The organism is Thalassovita sp. (assembly GCF_965218685.1).
GTDB lineage: Bacteria > Pseudomonadota > Alphaproteobacteria > Rhodobacterales > Rhodobacteraceae > Thalassobius.
This window is the reverse complement of sequence record NZ_OZ244657.1, coordinates 2,080,289-2,099,024: the sequence shown is the minus strand read 5'-3', so window position 1 is coordinate 2,099,024 and position 18,736 is coordinate 2,080,289. Positions and strand designations below refer to the sequence as shown.

Here is an 18,736-nt window from a genome sequence, read left to right as displayed (position 1 = left end):
TCGCAAGGGGGCATTCAATGGGCAACGTTGAATGCCCCCGTTTGTTTGCAGGCGGTTACAACGCGGCGACGGCCTCTTGCAGGAAGGCGTTCACTTGGTCCGGCATTTCCAGCTGCGGGGTATGGCCGCAACCTTCCAGCCGGGTCACGCGCCCCTGAGGCGCCGCCTTGGCTGCGCGCTCGGACTGGGCGATGGGCAGGACCTTATCCTGGACACCGTGAATGAAGTGCGCCGGGCAGGCCAAGCGCGAGACCATGTCCATCTGCTCTTGCCATAGGTCTGCCTTGATCCCCTTCATCGACATCGTAGCCCGCAAAAAGGCCAGGAACGGAGTGGCAACGCCCTCGCGCATCGTGTTGCGGGTGATCACCTCGCGTAGTGCCTCGGTCGTGGTTTTCGCTGGGTCAACGAAAATGCTTTTGATCTGTTGTTCAACCGCCCCTTTGCCCGGCTTGTTAATGATCTCACCCAGAAACGGAAGTGTCATCAGGCGGAAGGGCAGGTATACCTCTTTGCCCAGCATCGCGGGGGCCAGCAGGACCAGGCTTGCCACCCGCTCTGGCGCTGCAGCGGCCGCACGGATCGACAGGGTGCCACCCAGCGAATTTCCGGCAAGCACAGCCTTTTCAATCTGCAATGCATCCAACAGACCCAACAGGGTTTCAGTATACGCCGACGGTGTCACCACAGCCGGATTCAGCTCGGACAAACCATGATTGGGGTAATCCCAGGCAATCAGACGCAGCTTTTGCCCCAGCGCGTCGAACTGCGGCTGCCAAAACTCTAACGAGCCAGTGACACCCGAGGAAAGAAGGACAGGAATGCCGCTGCCACCACTGTCGGCATAGCGGATCTTGGTGTCGTTAACGGTCACGAAATCAGTTTTCATGGGGTCTCTTTCTTCAATATGGGGTCATTATTCAGAAGTTTACGCATCGACAGCGGCTCGGCACGTCCCCGATCTTGCCAAAGTCCCACCAATCCGCGGGGGACATACAAGGCAAATCCGATCGCAACCAAACCGATCCCCGCCAGATACCAAGCGCCGAAATCCCCAAAGATCTCTTGCAGGGCGAAGAACAAAATGGCGCCCAGGATCGGGCCGATAAAGCTGCCAAGCCCACCCACCAGTACCATGAACAGCATGAACACCGACCATTGCACACCAAAGGCCGTGCGGGGCTGGAACGTGATTGCCGACGCAAGCCAGAGCCCGCCCGCCAGAGCGATACCAAAGGCGGCAGCAAGATAGATCATCCGCTTCACCCGCATGGTCGAAATCCCGACCGAGGCCGCGGCCTCTTCGTCATCACGAATGGCTTGGCTTTCAGCTCCCAACCGTCCGCGCAGCAACCGCCATGTAAAGACCAGCATGACGGCGACGGACCCAAGCGCCAGCAGATAGATCGCATTGCGGCGCAGATCGGGGTCATAAGCGTTCAGCGCCACCAGCGACGTGCCGGTTTCACCCTGAATAAGCGGATCGAACGAAACCAAAGAGCGGATCACCTCGGCCAGAACCCAGGTGGCAATGGCGAACTCGCCAGCTTTCATGCGCAGCACGAACCAGCTAAGCACCCAAGCTGCGAAAAGCGTCAGCGCGGCCCCGGCAAAGATCGCCGGAAACGGGGGCATTCCTGCATCGACGAGCCGGATCATCGCATAGCCACCCAACCCGACAAAAGCTTGCTGACCCACGGAAACCAGCCCGGCGTACCCCGCCATCAGGTTCCACATCATCGCAATCATCACATAAACGAACAGCAGCGTCAGTTTGTCGACCATCAACGCAGAGCCAACCAGCGGCAGCAGCAGCAACGCAGCGAACAGCGCAATCGCGACGGCAATCAAGCGACGGTCTCCGCGTGGCAGAGGGAGGATATTGGGCGTACTCATTCCGCGGCCCCCTTCAGATTGGAATGTTTTTTCTTTCGCGGAGGATCAAGCAAGGCGTGCAACATCGCGTGCCAGCCTCCTCGGGCGGCGGCGCCCTCATGGGCCAGCCGGACGATCAGAACAATCAGGAAGACAGTGTGCCCTGCAAGCACCGAAAACTGCGCGGAAATCATACCGCCAAGTGCTTGGCTAACACCAAGGATGATGCCTCCGACAAGCGTGCCCCACAACGACCCGATCCCACCGATTACCACGGCCTCGAACGCAAATATCAGCTGCATCGGACCGGCATAGGGCGTCACCTGTGCGCGCATCGCGAAAAAGATACCAGCCAAACCGGCCAGCGCCACGGCAATCGCGGCAGCGGCGCGGTGGGCCTTGGCGGCGTCCACGCCACACAGCTCGGCTGCTTCACCGTCCGAAGCGGTGGCCCGGATGGCGCGCCCCAGCTTGGTACGGGTCAAAATCAGGTGCAACACCACCAGGATCACCACAGCCGTGACAAAGGTATAGACCGGCAACTTACCGACAATGATCCCACCCGGCAGGGTCCAACCCGACCAGGACAACGCTCCGATATGCGCGCCCAGCGATTTGGTGTCCGACCCAAAGGCGGCGAACATCCCGTTCTGCAACGCGGCCCCCAGACCGATTGTGGTCAGGATCGGCACCAAAAACCCACCCCGCAGCGCGCGTTCAAACAAATAGGCCTGCATCATCCAGCCAAAGGCGCCCATCACCGGCAGCACCACGACAATCGCCCAGATCACCGGCACACCAAAGCCTTGTACCAGCCAATAGGCTAGCATCGCCCCCAAAACGGCCATGTCTCCGTGGGCAAGATTGATAAAACGGACGACGCCGAACATCAGCGACAACCCGGCAGCAAGCAGAGCGAAATAACCGCCCAGCAGGATGCCTTGAACCAGAGCGTCAAGCATGGGCCTGTTCCTCGTCTGCTTTGTGAATGCCAAAATAAGCGTTGGTGATCTGCTCGCGCGATAGAGCGTCAGGCGCGCCGTCCAGTTCCAGCACGCCTTCGGCCATGCACAGAATACGGGTCGAAAACGCCATCGCACGGGCCAGATCCTGTTCGACGATGATCATCGTCATCTGCCCCTTTAGCGTTTCCAGCGATTGATAAACCAGATCGACGGCTGCGGGGGACAGGCCCAGCGACACCTCGTCCAGCAGGATCAGCGACGGGTTGGCCATCAGGGCCCGGCCAATCGCCACTGCCTGACGTTGCCCCCCTGACAATCCGCCCGCAGTCTGGCCAAGCAACGGGGCAAGCTGCGGGAACGCCTCCAACACGATGTCCAGCGTCCAGTGGCCCTTGCGGCCGTTTTCACCTGCGATGGCAAGATTTTCGCGCACCGTCATTTCAGGAAACAACCGCCGCCCTTCCGGGGACATTGCAATGCCCGCGCGGACCCGCTCAAAGCTGGTCTGACGGCCGATATCCGCCCCGTTGAACGTCAGAGTGCCGCCCCCCAAGGGATGCGCCCCGGCAATCAGGCGCATCAGAGTGGTTTTCCCGGCCCCATTGGCCCCGATCACCGAAACGACCTCGCCTTCAGCGATGTCCAGCGAAAGGTCGTGAACAGCGGTCAGCAGACCATGTTTGGCGGTAATGTTTTCAAGCGAAAGAATTGTCATTCCGGGCTGCTCCCCAGATAGGCTTTCTGTACGTCGGGATGGGCCATGACCTCGGTTGGATTCCCCTCGGCCAGTACCCTGCCCTCGGCCATGCAGACCAGCCGGGTCACCACGCGCAGCAATGCGTGCAGGATGTGCTCGATCCAAACCACGGTCGTGCCTTGATCCAAAAGTTTGCGGATCAGTTCGACCAATTCGACGATCTCGCCCTCGGTCAAGCCGCCGCCGATTTCATCCAGCAGGATCAGGCTTGGGCCAGTGGCCAGGGCGCGGGCGACCTCCAGGCGCTTACGATCCAGCAAACCAAGCGCCGCTGCGGGCGTATTGGCAAGTGCCGCCAGCCCCGTCAGGTCCAGAACTTCGGCTGCACGCACTGTGGCATTTGCTTCGCTCAGGTCTGCCCCGGCACGGCCCGCAACCAGCACGTTTTCGAACACGGAAAGTCCTGAAAACGGGCGTGGGATCTGATAGGTCCGCGCCAGCCCTGCGCGGCAACGCTCGGCCGCAGAGTAGCCTGCAAAATCCTGTCCCGCAAAATGGATGTCGCCTGCGCTGGCCGGGAAAGACCCAGCCAGCGCACCGAACAATGTTGTCTTGCCGGCCCCGTTTGGGCCAACAATTCCCACGGCCTCGCCAGGTGCGACATGGAAATCCACTTCGTGCAACACTTTATAACTGCCGTAACTTTTCGATACGCCACGCGCGGTCAGAAGGTTGCCGGTTTCAGCTATGGGCATCTGCATTATGATCAGCCCGGTAGCTTATAGGCTGTCATTGGCGCGGTGGTGGGCACCGCAGGATGATCGGCGTTTGACACGATATCCAGCTGGAAATCCCACGGACCTTTTTCGGCCTTGTTCCACTGAGCGCCCACCAGATGGGTTTCGCACGCGTTGGCCACGGCGCCCCCCATAGCCCCGGCAGCAAAGTCGATTGGCCCAACGGCCGTATCGCATTTCAGGCTGCCCAGTGCAGCGGCAACGGCGGCTTTGTCCTTGGGTGCACCAGATGCTGCCAGTGCGGCAATTGCGGCATCCAGAAGCGACGCGGTCGCGCCGACCTGTTGGTTCCACTGCTTACCCGAGGTCTTTTCGTACCCTGCGGCAATCTCGGCCGAGGTCAGCCCCAAAGCCGGGGACGAGAACGGGAAACTGGGATGCCAATAGGCGCCCGCATGCAACCCATAACCAAGCGGCCCCATCGCCTCAAGCTCGGCCGCGAACAGGCCAGCCTTGGCCATCTGCATGATCTTGGTCTGAGCGGCCAGACCCTGCTGTGCCGCCTGACGCCAGAACACCGGGAAATCGGGCGGGAACGGAAAGGTGTTGACGATCTCGACACCGGAATCCTTGAACGCCTTGATATGCTTCGAGAAATCCGCGCTCATGTTTTCGTATGGTCCCGGATCGACGATGTCCCATCCGGCATCGGCCAAGGCAGGCACCAGCCCTGCACGAATGGCGTTGCCGTCAGCATCGCTGGGCAGCAGCACGCCGACCTTTTTGTTGGTTTCGATCTGCGACCACTGATCAGTATACAGCGTCACGAAATTCGAGGTGCCAAAGCAGAAATGGTAGGTCCATTTAAAGGTCTTTTCACCGGGCACACCGCCACGACCAAAGTAAAATGCCTCCCACGGGGCAGTGGTGGACAGGCAGGGCATCCCTGCCGCCTCACAAGCATCGGCCACCGGGTTCACCGTTTCAGGGGTCGAGCTGGTGATCATCAGGTCGATATTGTCACCGTTGATCATGTCCTTGGTGACCTGGCTGGCGCGCACCGGGTTGGACTGGGTGTCGCCCAGCACGACCTTGACCGCGTAGGTCTTGCCATTGATGGTCAGACCGTTCGCCATGTTGGCGTTCAGCTTGTCGATCAGAAAATTGTCGCCCTCGCCAAAGACGCCCAGCGGGCCGGACCGCGGCCCGACGAAACCTATGCGCAGCGTATCCTCGGCGGACGCAAAGGCGCGCGAAGCAAATGCGGGAACACTGGCCGTGGCAACAGCGCTGCCCAGCAATTGGTTGAACGACCGGCGTGAAATACCGATGATGTTGGATTTAGTCATTTTATTCCTCCCTGACAGGGGCGGATATTTCCGCTCCCCGATAAACCAGAGCCGACTCGCGACGCCTCTGGTGATTGTGTGAGTGGTGGCAGATCAAGAAATTCGGACGATCGGTTTGATCGCGGTGCCTTCGTGGCTGTCGTGGACGGCCTGATTGATCTGGTCGAAGTCGTAGAAGGTCACCAGTTTGTCGAAGGGGAAATTCCCCGCTCTCCACAGCGCGATCAGTTCCGGGATGAAACTGTCGGGCTGCGAGGCGCCCTCGACCACTCCGATCAGTTTCTTGCCTTGCGACATGAAATCCGTGTTATCGAAGGTGATCTGGCTTTCGGGCATCGGCGCGCCCAGGATGGCGCAGGCACCGCGCGGGGCCAAAGCCTCGACCGCTTGGCGGATCACGGCGGGCAGACCCGTCGTATCCAGCGCATAGTCTACACCGAAGCCTCCGAATTCGCGGATCTTTTCGACAACGCCCTCATCTGCGGCGTTGATGGTGTGGGTTGCGCCCAGCTCTTTGGCGGTTTCCAGACGACTGTCATTCAGATCGACCGCCACAATCGTGCCGGCACCCAGGGCCTTGGCCGCCATCACTGCCGACAGCCCAACCGAGCCTGCCCCGAAGACGACAAAGCTTTTGCCCTTTTTCACCTTCAAGGCATTCATGACAGCGCCGGCACCAGTTTGAATGCCACAGGCCAGCGGGCCAAGAAGTTCCAGATCGGCATCTTCGGGCACTTTGACCACATTGGTCGGGTGACACAGGGCATAGGTGGCAAAAGAGCTTTGGCCAAAGAAGTTCGAATGAATGCTTTCTGCCCCCTTCGACAGCGCCACCGACTCGTCGGGGCGGGTGGCAAAGAAGTTGCGCGGAAAGAACTCGTAGCAGTAAGCTGGCTCGTGCTCGCTGCAGGACGGACATTTGCCACAGGAATTGAAGGTCATCACCACATGGTCGCCCGGTTTGACCTTGGTCACGTCGGCCCCGACCTTTTCAACCACACCTGCGCCTTCGTGTCCCAAAACGGCGGGCATAGGGGTGGGCAAATGCCCGGCGATCACCACCAGATCTGTGTGGCAGATCCCGGTGGCAACAACGCGCACCAGCACCTCGTCCGCGCGCGGTTCTTCCAGCTCCAGCTCTTCCAGGGTCAACGCTTCGCCCGATCCACGGGCAACTGCTGCTTTGATTTTCATCTGTCAGTTTCCTTGTGCTCAGAACGGATAGGTTCGCGGTTCGGCCAAGGTGGTGACCCAAACCCACTGGGCGAATTCTTCCCAGATGGCTGGCCCCGAGATGCGGGTGCCGTTGCCCGAGCGACCGCGACCACCAAAGGGCGCAAAGGGGCTGGCGGCGACAGTCTGGTCGTTGATATGCAGATGTCCGACCTTCAGTTTGTCACCCAAACGACGGGCACGACCGGTGTCACCGGCGATGATCCCCGCAGCCAGTCCAAATCCGGTGGAGTTGACCATCTCGACCAGCTCTTCCTCGGAATTGTAAGCCACGACCACAGCGACGGGCCCAAAGATTTCCTCGTCAAAGGCGCGCATGCCGGGCTTCACACCGGACAGAACCGTGGCCGGGAACATGGTGCCCTGAGCGGTGCCGCCTGCGTGCAGCTTGGCGCCCACGACGACCGATGCTTCGACGATGCCCTGCACCCGTGTGGCCTCTTGCCCAGTGATCAGCGGTCCCAGCGCGCATTGTTCGGTGGCCGGATTGCCAACCGGCAGATGCGCGGCTTTGCCGGCCAGTGCTTCGGCCAGTTTTTCGGCAATCGCAGAGGGCGCCAGGATCATGCCCGTTGCCATGCAAATTTGGCCCTGATGCAACCAGGCCCCCCAGGCCGCATTCGAGGCCGCCGCGTCGAAATCCGCGTCATCCATAACCACCAGAGCGTTCTTGCCGCCCAATTCCAGCTGCACGCGTTTCAGGTTGCGGCCACAAGCCTCGCCAACCTTTGCGCCCACTTCGGGGGACCCGGTAAAGGACACCATGGCGATGTTTTCGTCTTCGCAAAGGGCCGCTCCAACGTCGCCGCCCCCCGGTACGATCTGCAACAGATCAGCCGGCAGACCGGCCTCTTCGAACACACGGGCGATGATCATGCCCCCGCTGATCGGCGTACGCGGATCGGGTTTGTGCACAACCGCGTTGCCGGTGGCCAAGGCTGCAGCGATCGCCCGGATCGACAGGATCAGTGGAAAGTTGAAGGGCGAGATCACCCCGATCACACCATGCGGCACGCGGATAAGCTCTTCGTGGCGGCCGTCCTGGCTGGGAATGATCTTGCCCTGAGGCTCCACCGCTGCAGCAGCGGCAGCACGCAGGAACCCTGCGGAATGTTCGATCTCGATGCCGGCCTTCGGCGGGATCGAGCCGGTTTCGCGGATGATCCAGGGCATCAGCTCCTCGCCATTCGCCTCCAGGATATCGGCGGCTGCGTTCAGGATTTTGGCGCGCTCGTGCGGCGGGGTTGCCTCCCACGCGGGCTGAGCGGCCGCAGCCGCGGCGGCGGCGCGGGTCACGTCATTGGCGTTGCCCTTGCCAACGGTCGCGACAAAACTGCCGTCCGCAGGCGCGGTCACCTCGGTCTCGCCGGCCTCGGATGCGGTCCAGCCGCTGACGAAGATTTTTCCGCTCCAGCGAGGGGTATCAAGAAAGTTGTGGGCGTTGCCGTCCATGTGAAAATCTCCCTATGTGGTGGGAGGCGGCAAACACAGCTCGACCGGCATCTGCCGATGGCAGATTGCGGGCTTCAGCCTGCGTTGATTCCTCCCTTGAGCTCAGATGTTGTCTTTGTGCTTTATTCCAGCAACATCTTTCAGAAGATCGCGCGCATATTTCCTATATCTCATTGTTATTATTTATTTTTATCAGTCTTATGGACGACAAAAGTTTTTCATGAAATAGTGAAATATAGAAAATCTATTCATGAAATCAGACAAATGACCAATCGCATCTCTTTGAAAGAAGCCTCGCGCAAGGCGCCCGGAATGCTGGCGCGGGGCGACTCGGCCCTGCTTGAGGAAGGCGCGCCACCAACATTGTCGGATCTGGCGGGCGCTTTGCAGTTTGCCCTTGGGGACGGACGCATCTGGCTGAACGACGAACGCATGGTCCTGATGCAAACCCGTGTCTTTGGCCACCTGCGCAGCGAGATGATCGAGGCGCTGGGATTGGATGCAGCCAGGCGGTTGTTCATGCGGACGGGCTGGCGTCAGGGGAAGATGTATGCCGACCTGTTGCGCAAACGGTTTCAACAGGACGACCTGACCGCCGCGCTGGCCGCCGGACCCCGGCTGCATACGATCGAAGGCTGGGTCAAGGTGACCACTAAACGGTTCGAGTTCGATCTGGCCAAGGGGCATTACCACGGTGAATTTCATTGGCATGACAGCACCGAGGCCGCCGAACATCTGAGCAATCACGGCATCGCCGATTGTCCGGTCTGCTGGATGCAGGCCGGCACTCCGTCTGGCTTCACCTCGGAACTGCTGGGGCACCCGGTGATCTTCCGCGAGATCGAATGCGCCGGGCAAGGGGCCGAACGCTGTGTTGTCATCGGGCGTAACGCCGAAGAATGGGGCGACGACGTGCCCGAGCTGGAAATCTACGGCCTTGTGCAATCGGAATCGGGGCCGCGCTCGAAACCGTGGACCCCCCCGGTCGATGTCCCGGTTGAAACCCCGGTAGAAGCCCCCCACGCCATCATTGGGAAATCCGCAGCGATCGAACGTGCGCGCCGGTTGATGGAGCAGGTCGCAGGCTATGACCAGCCGGTCTTGTTTCTGGGCGAACCAGGCACCGGCAAAGAGCTGTTCGCCCGCCGCTTGCACGATATCGGCCGAACGCCTGCGGGGCCATTCGTCTCGGTCAATTGCAGCATGTATGAGAACGGGCTGGTCGATGGCGGGCTGTTCGGAGAGGAAGGCTCGATCGCGCGGGCGCGCGGCGGCACGCTTTTCCTGAATGACGTGTTGGCACTGCCTTTGGCCACGCAAGGGCAGCTGGCCACGACTTTGGTGCAGTTTGACCAGAACGGAACGCAGCTGCGAGTGCTGTCCGCCACTGGCGGGGACCCGCGCGCCGCGTTGGACGCCGAAAAGTTCCGCGCCGACCTGTTCTATCGCTTGTCCCTGCTGCCCATCGCCATCCCGCCGCTGCGCGAGCGCCGCGATGATCTGCCCGTCCTGATCGAGCATTTTCTGCGGCGCCATGCGCGCGCCCATGGCAAGCCCATTCGCACCATCTCGGGCTCGGCGATGGATTTACTGCTGCGCTATGATTACCCGGGGAACATCCGCGAGCTGTCCAACATGCTGGAACGCGGCGTGATCTATGCCGAACCCGGAGGCGACCTGGATATCTCTCATATTTTCACCGGGATCGAAGAGATGCCCGGATTCGTCGACGGTCTGCATCGTTCGGGCAAGATCGTGCGGCGATCCTCGATTGACGAGAGCGCGGGGGCGACGCGCAATTTCGAAGAGGTCGAGGCGGAAACCTATGCCAAAGCGCTGGAAGATGCCGGCGGCAACGTGTCCGCCGCAGCGCGCGCGCTTGGGCTTAGCCGCGCCAAGCTGGACTATCGTTTGTCCAAGTTCGGAATTACCCCGGCCCGCCCTGACAAAGGGTCATAACGCGCGGCGACTTCTGCACAACCGGGGTATTGCGGCGCACATTCTTGCGAATGTTGAACAGATCGCCCCCGTCAGAGCCACGCCAAGGTCGCCGCCGTCAACACCAGATAACGCGCGCCCTTGGCGACCAGCACAAGTATGAAGAACGACGCCAGCGGTTCTTTCATGACGCCGGCGATCACCGTCAGCGGGTCGCCCACGATCGGCACCCAACTGGCCAGCAACGACCAGCGCCCGAAACGGTGGTACCACCCTTGGGCGCGCTCTAACTGCGCGGGCGAGGCCGGAAACCAGCGTTTGTTCTGAAACCGCAGCACTGAGAGCCCCAGATACCAATTCACGACCGATCCCAGCACGTTTCCCGCCGTCGCGACGACCACAAGGGTCAGCGCCGGATGCAGGCCCTGCACCAATTGCGTGACCAAAACGGCCTCGGACTGCATGGGCAACAGGGTCGCCGCCAAAAAGGCAGAGCCGAACAGCAAGACATAAGCGATCATCCCTGGCCCTTCCCGCCGTTTCAAACCCTGCGCACAGCTACAGCGCTTGGTCCTGACGTGCAATGACGGCGCATCAAACCGGCGTGAGCGGGATAGCGCGATGGGGCTCTGTGGGCCACATTGGAAAAAACACCCCGGAGGAGACCCCATGCCCCTTAACCGCCGCACATTCCTGCTGATGCTACCCGCCGCCGCTCTGCCCCGGCTGGCCCATGCCATGTCGCCTAAGATCTATACCGAGGACGGCATCGCCGTGGATGGCAGTGACGTCGTCGCCTATTTCACCGAAAGCAAACCGGTCAAAGGGCGCAAGGACATCACGCATGACTGGATGGGCGCGACCTGGCGCTTTGCGTCCGAGGAAAACCGGGCGAAGTTTCAGGCCGATCCAACCGCCTATGCGCCCCAATATGGCGGGTACTGCGCCTATGCGGCGTCCGAGGGCTATGTCGCTCCCACCGACCCAGCAGCATGGACGATTTACGACGGCAAACTGTACCTGAATTATTCCAAGGGCGTGCGCCGCCGTTGGTCCAAGGACATTCCCGGTCGGATCGCGGCAGGGGATGCCAATTGGCCCGGAATTCTGAGATAAGACCCCGGCGCTAGTCCAGCTCGGTCCAGGGCCAGGGCTTGACGTCGCTTGCAGCTGTCATATAGCGCACGGATTTGGCCATCCAGACGCCCATATCGGTGCCGAAATCTGCCAGGTTTTCATTCGGCTCGCCCTTGTTCAGCGCCATGATGACGATCTGAATCAGGGTCAGCACGCCCAGGATGGTCTGGGTCAGGCTCATCATTACGCCGATGATCAGAACATACACGATGCGCATCAACAGCCCTTCGGGGCTATCCGGTTCGAGCTGTTCCCCGTGTAGGCGTCCGCTTACCTTTTCTTCGTCGTTCATTGCTGCCCTCGTCCTGACATCCAAACATGAAAAAACCCGGCTCTGAGGTCAGAGCCGGGTTTCATTTTAACACGATCAGGCGCTTGCCAGCATCCCTTTTTCGGAGGCAAGTTCACGCATCCGTTTTTGCAACTTCTCAAAGGCGCGAACCTCGATCTGGCGGATGCGTTCGCGGCTGACATCGTATTGCGCGCTCAGGTCTTCGAGCGTCACGGTTTCCTCGGACAGGCGGCGCTGCACCAGGATGTCCCGCTCGCGGTCGTTCAGCACGCTCATGGCTTCGGCCAGCAGCTCGCGACGGGCGTCCAGTTCGTCCTTTTCGGCATAATCCCCGGCCTGGTCGGCGCTTTCGTCCTCCAGCCAGTCCTGCCACTGCATGGTGCCCTCGCCGTCGGACCCGACGGTCGCGTTCAGCGATGCATCCCCGCCCGACATGCGGCCGTTCATGCTGATCACTTCTTCTTCGGTCACGCCAAGATCATGGGCGATCCGGGCGACGTTTTCAGGGCGCAGATCGCCCTCTTCGAAAGCACCGATACGGGCCTTGGCCTTGCGAAGGTTGAAGAACAATTTCTTCTGCGCTGAGGTCGTGCCCAGCTTCACCAGCGACCAGGAACGCAGGATATATTCCTGAATCGAGGCTCGGATCCACCACATCGCATAGGTCGCCAGACGGAAGCCTTTTTCCGGGTCAAAGCGTTTCACGGCCTGCATCAGACCCACGTTCGCCTCGGAAATGACTTCGGCTTGCGGCAGTCCATAACCACGATAGCCCATGGCGATCTTGGCAGCCAGACGCAGGTGGCTGGTCACCATCTTGTGGGCGGCCTCGGTATCCTCTTGCTCGACCCAGCGTTTGGCCAGCATGTATTCTTCTTCGGGTTCCAGCATTGGGAACTTCCGAATTTCCTGCATATAACGATTCAGACCGCCCTCTGGGGTCGGTGCGGGAAGATTCTTATAATTACTCACCTGTTGCTCCTCCTAATGTTTAGGGGCTTAACATTCCATCTAGGAGACATGCGCGCGCCTTTCAAGACGCCCATCGTCAAAAATCTTAACGGTATATGAGCGTATTTCCGTCGGAATTCGATGAATATGTCAGTGCGTTCACGCGCATGTGCTGTTTATTACGACCAGAATTGTGCGAAAATCAGCCCCTGAGAGCAGAAATCAGGTCCTTCATGTCCTGCGGCAGCGGGCTTTCAAAGCGCAGCTCCTTGCCAGTGACTGGGTGGACGAACCCCAAAACCGCCGCATGCAGTGCCTGGCGTGGGAAATCTCGTACCGCCTGCACGCCTTTTTCGGACAGGTTTTTCACCGCCAGCTTGCGGCGCCCACCATAGGTCGGATCACCCACCAGCCCGTGGCCCGCATGGGTCATGTGTACGCGGATCTGGTGAGTGCGGCCGGTTTCCAGCCAGCATTCCACCAAACAAGCAACGGCGGGCGCCCCGAAAGGCTCCACAATCCGCACCCGCGTCACCGCATGGCGGCCGTTTTCGAAATACACCGCCTGACGCTGGCGGTCGGTCTTGTGCCGGGCCAGATGGGTAGTGATCTTCATGATATTCCCGGCCTCAAAGCTGACACCACGCACGCCGCGCAAACGCGGATCATTGGCGTCGGGCACTCCATAGCAGACCGCCTGATAGTACCGCTCGGCCGAGTGCGCACGGAACTGATCGGCCAGCCCGTGATGCGCCTTATCGGACTTCGCAACCACCAGCAGCCCGCTGGTATCCTTGTCGATCCGGTGCACGATGCCAGGGCGCTTTTCGCCACCCACACCGGACAGGCTGTCGCCGCAATGGTGCATCAATGCGTTCGCCAACGTCCCTGTTGGCGAGCCTGGCGCCGGGTGCACCACCATCCCTGCCGGTTTGTCGACGACGATCAGGTGCTCGTCCTCGAAGACAACGGCCAAGGGGATATCTTCGGCGATCAGGTCGGTTTCTTCAGCCTCGGGGACGATCACCTCGATCACGTCGCCTTCGGCCACCTTACCCTTGGCGCTGGAAACCACTACGCCGTTCAGCGTCACCTCGCCCGCCTCGATCAACTTGGCCAGCCGTGTGCGCGACAGCGACGCCTCCTCTGGCGCATCGCGTGAAATCGCCTTATCAAGACGTGCAGGCGGATCGGCCTGAATGGCAAAGGACAAACGGTTGGAACCCATGGACGACACCCCTCAGCCCTCAGATCAGCCCTTGGACGCGGGCCTGTTGAAATTCCTCAAGGTGCTGGTCATCATTCTGACCGTCACCATGATTGGGGGCGTTGTAGCGATCGTCGCCCTGATTGTCATCCGCTACAATCAGACCCCGCCTGATTTCCCCGAAGTCCTGACCCTGCCGGCCGGCTCCACCCCCGAGGCCTATACCCAAACCAGCCGCTGGTACGCCATTGTCACCGACGATGACCGCGTCCTGATCTACAGCCGAACCACGCAAAAACTGGTGCGTGAGATAACGCTGGAGCAAGAATAATTAGCAGACGCAAGTGAGGAATGGTACCGCCTCCCTGGTTTGAACAGGGGACCTCTGGATCCACAATCCAGCGCTCTAACCAGCTGAGCTAAGGCGGCACTGAGGGGCGATTTAGCCGCACCAGCAGGGGAATGCAAGAGGGTTCATTCAGAAAACTGACATATCCTAGGCGCCGCCCGGAATTGGCGCTTTGCCTTGCCAAGTCATCGTGAAATCGCTAGCTGAAACAAGATCAAAGGAGAGCAACCATGGGCATCAACACCGAAAGCGACATCGAAGCCAACCTGCAGATCGGCCCCACCAGCGAGGGCATGGTCCGCCTTTTCATCGAGGCAGGCGACCTGGAAATCCCGATGGATTTCAGCCCCGAAGAGGCCACCGAGATCGCCGAGGAAATCCTGGCAGCGGCCGCGACTGCGAAAAACGTCTAAGGCTAAACCCGCGGGTCCCGCAGCGCCTGCAAACGGCGCGCGGCATGGGTGGCAAATTTATGCGTCAGCACTTTACGGCGCGCGGCGGGCAGCTTGTCCTCGGGGGCCATGCGAATGATCTCGGCGCTGTATTGATCCGCTAGTATCAAACCAGTGTCATCGGGCAGCAGCTCGGTCGGGAAATCGGCGTCCACGGCCCAGAAATACCGGTCGCACCAGTCCAGATAACCCTGCCACTTGCTGTCTGACTGAAAATCGGCGCGGCTGGATTTGCACTCGATCACCCACAGCTCTCCCTTGGGGCCCAGGCCCATCACATCCACGCGCAACCCGCGCGTTGGCACGAACTCTTCTATCGAGACGAAGCCATAGCCGTTCAGGTGGCGGCACACGCCGCGCGCCAACAGCTGGCCGGGTTGAATCAGGTCTTCCATGTGGCAAGTATGAACAAAGCATGAACGAATGCAAGACCTGTGCCCCCTTGCCCCTTGCGGTACAACGCACTAGATACCGCTAAGGCGGGTTCTGCTCTTCTCGATACACGGTTGCATTCCGGTGGCCTTAAGCAATTCCGAGGGAGCTGGCTCTGTTCAGGCCCTGGCCTGATTACCTGGCGCCCACCTGTACATACAGGTCCTCGGGAATGAGATAACCAAACGGTCGCTGCGGGCCCGCCGCCTTTCCACAAAAAAACCGGCCATCAAAGGCCGGTTCTGTCGTCCATTTGGATGCGCTTAGCGGCGCATGATATCCCGTTTTGCAGGGGATTCCTGACGGACACGGACCGGGCGGGTCATGTCCACGCGGATCGCATCACGGCGCCCACCGCCACCTTGGTTGTCATCCTCTTTCATGCGCATTACCGCGATGGCGAATTGCACACCTGCAAAGACGATGCCATTGGCGAACCACAGGATGCCGACGGCCAGAATACCTTGATCCGAATGCGTCACCAAGTGCCACAGATTGCCCAGGTTAAAATACAGCAACATCGCAACAAAGGCCGCAGCAATGGCAAAGCCGATCAAAACATTGGTGATATACATGCGGATGAGTTTGGGCATTTGGCAGCTCCCGGATTGATCCCTTAGAAAAATTATAGGTCAATCAGAGCGGCCAACAAGGGCGAAACATATCCATGCGCCAATAAATGCCTAAATCCAGATGTTTTGCGCAAGAAAACTGCGCATCAAGGGATTAACACCCGCTTAAGTGAGCAAAAACCCGAGGTCAGAACGACTCGGGGCGCGCCTCGCGGGCCATGTGATCCAGCACTGCGTTGACGAACTTCGGCTCTTTGCCCTCGGGGAAAAACGCGCGGGCGACGTCCACGTATTCGGTGATTGCGACCTTAACGGGGGCCTCGCCTTCCAACATTTCAGCGCCAGCCGCGCGGAACAGCGCGCGCAGGGTCGGGTCAATCCGAGCGATCGGCCATTTGGCCACCAGCGCACGGTCAGTCATCTGGTCAATCTTGGCCTGCCAGTTCACAGCATCGGTCATGGTTTTGGAGAACAGGTCCAGATCGCCCTCGGCCATTTCGTCGCCGTCATAGGTCGCACCGAAACGGTGGTCCTTGAACTCGTGCATCACAGCGTTGACCGTCTGGCCGGACTGTTCCATCTGGAACAGCGCCTGAACCGCGTAAAGCCGCGAGGCCGAGCGCATCTTGCGCTTTGCGTTATTCGACAGCTTCTTGGGCTGATCTGCAGGTTCGGTGGTCATGCCTTGGGGTTATCCTTGAGTTCGCCAGCCAGCTTGTATTCTTCGGCAGCCGGAACGAATCCGACGTCCTTCCGCTGGGCGCCCCACTTACGGCTGAGCGCGACCAGATGCAAGGCCGCAGCAGCCGCGCCGCCACCTTTGTTCTGATCGGCGGGATCGGCGCGCACCTCGGCCTGCGGGCGGTTTTCCACAGTCAGGATGCCATTACCGATGCAAAGGCCTTGCAGGCCCAGCAGCTGGATCGCTCGGCTGCTGTCGTTGCAGACCGTTTCATAATGCGTGGTTTCCCCACGGATCACGCAGCCCAGGGCCACGTAGCCATCAAAATTCGACAGGCGTTCAGCGATGCCGATGGCGGTGGGGATCTCCAGCGCGCCGGGCACCTCGATCAGGTCCCAGGTGCCGCCCACAGCCTCGATCTCGGCTTTGGCGCCGGCGATCATGTTGTCGGCGATGTCCTTGTAGTATGGGGACACCACGATCAGGATCTTCACCGATTTATTAAATTCGGGGCGCGGCAGAATATAGTGGCTTTCATGTCCGGCCATGTCAGTTTCCTTCCAGAATGGGGCGGGTGCCGGTGATGGTCAGCCCATAGGCATCCAGACCAACATATTTGGTCCGCGGGCTGTCTGTCAGCAGGATCAGTTCGCGCAACCCCAGCTTCGACAGCATCTGCGCGCCCAGACCCACCTGCTTGATGGTCTTAACACCGGCGTCATCAACGTCATCGCGGGCATAGAGGCTGTTGCGTGGCTCGCGGAACAGGCAGACCACACCGCGGCCTTCCTCGGCGATCAATTGCATCGCGCGAGGCAGTTCCTTCGAGGGCTTCGGCCCCAGTCCCAGAACATCCGTTGCCTCGTGCAGCGCATGGGTCCGGGTCAGCACGGGTTCGGGCGTGGTGATGTCGCCCTTGATCATGACCACATGTTCTACGCCATGGGTCTGGTCGGTATACAGCACCATTTCCCAATCACCGCCGAATTCTGAATTCACAGTCTGACGCGAGGTTTCTACCACCAGATTGTCATTGCGCGACCGGTACTTGATCAGGTCCGAGATAGTGCCGATTTTCAACCCGTGTTCCTTCGCGATCTCAACCAGTTCGGGCAGACGCGACATGGTGCCATCGGGGTTCATGATCTCGCAGATGACTGCGCTGGGATGCAGCCCGGCCAGGCGCGAGATATCCACCGAGGCTTCAGTATGGCCGGCACGCACCAGCACGCCCCCCCGTTTGGCCCGCAGCGGGAACACATGCCCCGGCGTGGCCAGAGCGGCCATGGTGTTCTGTTCATTGATCGCGGTGGCGATGGTCAGCGCACGATCGCCTGCGGAAATCCCGGTGCTCACGCCCTCGCGCGCCTCAATGGACACGGTAAAGGCTGTTTCATGCCGCGACGAGTTATTCACCGCCATCATCGGCAGGCCCAGAAGGTCAACGCGCTCGGCAGTCATCGGCAAACAGATCAGCCCGCGCCCATGGGTAGCCATGAAGTTCACAGCCGCCGCATCCGCGAATTGCGCTGGGATGATGAAATCGCCCTCGTTCTCCCGATCCTCGTGATCGACCAGGATATACATCCGGCCCTGACGAGCCTCTTCGATGATCTCTTCGATCGGGCTGATCGCATTGCGCAACGCGGCCTCGACCGGGCCGGGCGTTTCAAAGGCAGAGCTTTCGGACATCGGGACCCCCAATTCGGTGTTTCCCCTGCCGAATACCGCAGCCAAGCCACGAAGGCCAGAGCCAACGCGGCGTCTCACAGGCAGTGTGCGACAGCGATCAGATCAGGGAAATCCGGGTTTGTTGGCCCTTACCCGTGACTTTGTAGGCCTGCGGTCTGGCCTCGAAATAGGCCCGCCAGGATTTTTCAGATACATCCGCAAGAGTGATCGCGTGTCGCTTGCGGATTTCCGGGTTCACCTGGGAAATCGCCAGCCCCTTGGGATGCGCTTTAAAGACCTTTGTGATTGCGGCATCCACATCTGCGGGCTTGCCCTCGATCATCACCCATTTGCAGCAAGACCTGCGGAACCCCTCGGGCGCCTTGCCTTCGCCAGCGCCGATCACCATGGCACCCTGCTCGCGCAGACGTGTCGCTAGGTGCGAGAAATCCCCGTCCGAGCTGGAGATCACAAAAACCGTGGCCTTGCCTTCGTGGAACATCTGCATGGCATCTACGGTCAACAGTAGATCGGCGGCGTTTTTTCCGTCTCCTGAATGGATTAGCCGGACGCCTGGGGCCGCATCCCAGCCCGGGATACGCCGCGCATTGCCATAAGCTCGCTTGATCGCCAGGGTACCATGCCCCCCGGCCTCGACGATCAGTTTGCCCGCGAAGCCCGAGCTGATATTCTCACCGTCGATCAGCAGCGCGACACGTGCCTCTTTGTCGTCTCCCACCATTTA

At 60.2% G+C, this 18,736-nt stretch carries 22 protein-coding genes and 1 tRNA gene; 4 read left to right on the top strand and 19 right to left on the bottom strand.

The features are described 5' to 3' along the window. Nucleotides 1-55: 55 nt before the first annotated feature. From ACOQOQ_RS10475 to ACOQOQ_RS10440, 8 genes are all read right to left on the bottom strand, one after another. Nucleotides 56-889 carry an alpha/beta fold hydrolase gene (locus tag ACOQOQ_RS10475; RefSeq protein ID WP_420566935.1) on the bottom strand — a complete coding sequence of 278 codons (834 nt, stop codon included), beginning with the start codon at nt 887-889 and terminating at the stop codon, nt 56-58. Further along, complete coding sequence (locus ACOQOQ_RS10470) at nt 886-1,896, bottom strand: branched-chain amino acid ABC transporter permease (RefSeq protein ID WP_420566934.1); 1,011 nt, start codon at nt 1,894-1,896, stop codon at nt 886-888. Before ACOQOQ_RS10470 ends, ACOQOQ_RS10475 begins: the two co-directional genes overlap by 4 nt. Next, a complete protein-coding gene (locus tag ACOQOQ_RS10465; protein ID WP_420566933.1) occupies nt 1,893-2,837 on the bottom strand; it encodes a branched-chain amino acid ABC transporter permease in 945 nt (314 codons plus the stop codon). Before ACOQOQ_RS10465 ends, ACOQOQ_RS10470 begins: the two co-directional genes overlap by 4 nt. After that, the gene (locus tag ACOQOQ_RS10460; RefSeq protein ID WP_420566932.1) at nt 2,830-3,555 is read right to left on the bottom strand and encodes an ABC transporter ATP-binding protein; all 726 of its coding nucleotides are present in this window, start codon (nt 3,553-3,555) and stop codon (nt 2,830-2,832) included. Before ACOQOQ_RS10460 ends, ACOQOQ_RS10465 begins: the two co-directional genes overlap by 8 nt. Then, nucleotides 3,552-4,298 carry an ABC transporter ATP-binding protein gene (locus ACOQOQ_RS10455; RefSeq protein WP_420566931.1) on the bottom strand — a complete coding sequence of 249 codons (747 nt, stop codon included), beginning with the start codon at nt 4,296-4,298 and terminating at the stop codon, nt 3,552-3,554. The genes ACOQOQ_RS10460 and ACOQOQ_RS10455 overlap by 4 nt, the downstream gene beginning before the upstream one ends. A gap of 5 nt (nt 4,299-4,303) precedes the next feature. Beyond that, nucleotides 4,304-5,623, bottom strand: coding sequence for an ABC transporter substrate-binding protein (locus ACOQOQ_RS10450; protein WP_420566930.1), 1,320 nt, complete (start codon nt 5,621-5,623; stop codon nt 4,304-4,306). Nucleotides 5,624-5,716: 93 nt separating this feature from the next. Further along, a complete protein-coding gene (locus tag ACOQOQ_RS10445; RefSeq protein WP_420566929.1) occupies nt 5,717-6,817 on the bottom strand; it encodes an NAD(P)-dependent alcohol dehydrogenase in 1,101 nt (366 codons plus the stop codon). An 18-nt stretch (nt 6,818-6,835) separates the two neighbouring features. Further along, on the bottom strand, nt 6,836-8,308 hold the full coding sequence (locus ACOQOQ_RS10440; RefSeq protein ID WP_420566928.1) for an aldehyde dehydrogenase family protein: 1,473 nt from the start codon (nt 8,306-8,308) through the stop codon (nt 6,836-6,838). A 264-nt stretch (nt 8,309-8,572) separates the two neighbouring features. Between ACOQOQ_RS10440 and ACOQOQ_RS10435 the strand changes: the two genes are divergently transcribed. Then, on the top strand, nt 8,573-10,267 hold the full coding sequence (locus ACOQOQ_RS10435; protein WP_420566927.1) for a XylR N-terminal domain-containing protein: 1,695 nt from the start codon (nt 8,573-8,575) through the stop codon (nt 10,265-10,267). Nucleotides 10,268-10,338: 71 nt separating this feature from the next. On the opposite strand, the gene ACOQOQ_RS10430 is transcribed toward ACOQOQ_RS10435, so the two are convergent. After that, entirely contained in the window at nt 10,339-10,767 is a 429-nt protein-coding gene (locus ACOQOQ_RS10430; protein WP_420566926.1) for a YqaA family protein, read from the bottom strand. A 148-nt stretch (nt 10,768-10,915) separates the two neighbouring features. Here ACOQOQ_RS10430 and ACOQOQ_RS10425 point away from each other — a divergent pair, with 148 nt between their 5' ends. Continuing rightward, nucleotides 10,916-11,362, top strand: a complete 447-nt coding sequence (locus ACOQOQ_RS10425) for a YHS domain-containing (seleno)protein (protein WP_420566925.1) — start codon at nt 10,916-10,918, stop codon at nt 11,360-11,362. A gap of 10 nt (nt 11,363-11,372) precedes the next feature. Here ACOQOQ_RS10425 and ACOQOQ_RS10420 read toward each other — a convergent pair whose 3' ends face one another. The 3 genes from ACOQOQ_RS10420 to ACOQOQ_RS10410 form a co-directional block, all read right to left on the bottom strand. Continuing rightward, complete coding sequence (locus ACOQOQ_RS10420; protein WP_420566924.1) at nt 11,373-11,675, bottom strand: DUF4389 domain-containing protein; 303 nt, start codon at nt 11,673-11,675, stop codon at nt 11,373-11,375. Between the two features lie 75 nt (nt 11,676-11,750). Beyond that, entirely contained in the window at nt 11,751-12,647 is an 897-nt protein-coding gene (rpoH, locus tag ACOQOQ_RS10415) for an RNA polymerase sigma factor RpoH (protein ID WP_420566923.1), read from the bottom strand. 181 nt (nt 12,648-12,828) lie between these two features. After that, complete coding sequence (locus ACOQOQ_RS10410; protein WP_420566922.1) at nt 12,829-13,854, bottom strand: RluA family pseudouridine synthase; 1,026 nt, start codon at nt 13,852-13,854, stop codon at nt 12,829-12,831. Between ACOQOQ_RS10410 and ACOQOQ_RS10405 the strand changes: the two genes are divergently transcribed. After that, nucleotides 13,853-14,164, top strand: a complete 312-nt coding sequence (locus ACOQOQ_RS10405) for a DUF6476 family protein (RefSeq protein ID WP_420566921.1) — start codon at nt 13,853-13,855, stop codon at nt 14,162-14,164. The two genes, ACOQOQ_RS10410 and ACOQOQ_RS10405, sit on opposite strands and share 2 nt — an antisense overlap. Before the next feature lie 21 nt (nt 14,165-14,185). On the opposite strand, the gene ACOQOQ_RS10400 is transcribed toward ACOQOQ_RS10405, so the two are convergent. Further along, nucleotides 14,186-14,262 (bottom strand) — tRNA-His (locus ACOQOQ_RS10400). Between the two features lie 150 nt (nt 14,263-14,412). Between ACOQOQ_RS10400 and ACOQOQ_RS10395 the strand changes: the two genes are divergently transcribed. Further along, nucleotides 14,413-14,595 (top strand): DUF6324 family protein, encoded by a 183-nt coding sequence (locus ACOQOQ_RS10395; RefSeq protein ID WP_420566920.1) that lies wholly within the window; start codon nt 14,413-14,415, stop codon nt 14,593-14,595. A gap of 2 nt (nt 14,596-14,597) precedes the next feature. On the opposite strand, the gene ACOQOQ_RS10390 is transcribed toward ACOQOQ_RS10395, so the two are convergent. The 6 genes from ACOQOQ_RS10390 to ACOQOQ_RS10365 all read right to left on the bottom strand — a co-directional run bounded on the left by ACOQOQ_RS10390 (nt 14,598) and on the right by ACOQOQ_RS10365 (nt 18,733). Continuing rightward, entirely contained in the window at nt 14,598-15,029 is a 432-nt protein-coding gene (locus ACOQOQ_RS10390) for an MmcB family DNA repair protein (protein WP_420566919.1), read from the bottom strand. Between the two features lie 300 nt (nt 15,030-15,329). Further along, nucleotides 15,330-15,659: a hypothetical protein gene (locus ACOQOQ_RS10385; RefSeq protein WP_420566918.1), complete on the bottom strand. Its 330-nt coding sequence runs from the start codon at nt 15,657-15,659 to the stop codon at nt 15,330-15,332. A gap of 166 nt (nt 15,660-15,825) precedes the next feature. Then, nucleotides 15,826-16,320 (bottom strand): transcription antitermination factor NusB, encoded by a 495-nt coding sequence (nusB, locus tag ACOQOQ_RS10380; RefSeq protein ID WP_420566917.1) that lies wholly within the window; start codon nt 16,318-16,320, stop codon nt 15,826-15,828. Beyond that, complete coding sequence (locus tag ACOQOQ_RS10375; RefSeq protein WP_420566916.1) at nt 16,317-16,868, bottom strand: 6,7-dimethyl-8-ribityllumazine synthase; 552 nt, start codon at nt 16,866-16,868, stop codon at nt 16,317-16,319. The genes nusB and ACOQOQ_RS10375 overlap by 4 nt, the downstream gene beginning before the upstream one ends. Nucleotide 16,869: 1 nt before the next feature. Continuing rightward, nucleotides 16,870-18,012 (bottom strand): 3,4-dihydroxy-2-butanone-4-phosphate synthase, encoded by a 1,143-nt coding sequence (ribB, locus tag ACOQOQ_RS10370; RefSeq protein ID WP_420566915.1) that lies wholly within the window; start codon nt 18,010-18,012, stop codon nt 16,870-16,872. Between the two features lie 97 nt (nt 18,013-18,109). Beyond that, nucleotides 18,110-18,733, bottom strand: coding sequence for an NYN domain-containing protein (locus ACOQOQ_RS10365; RefSeq protein WP_420566914.1), 624 nt, complete (start codon nt 18,731-18,733; stop codon nt 18,110-18,112). Between the last annotated feature and the right edge of the window lie 3 nt (nt 18,734-18,736).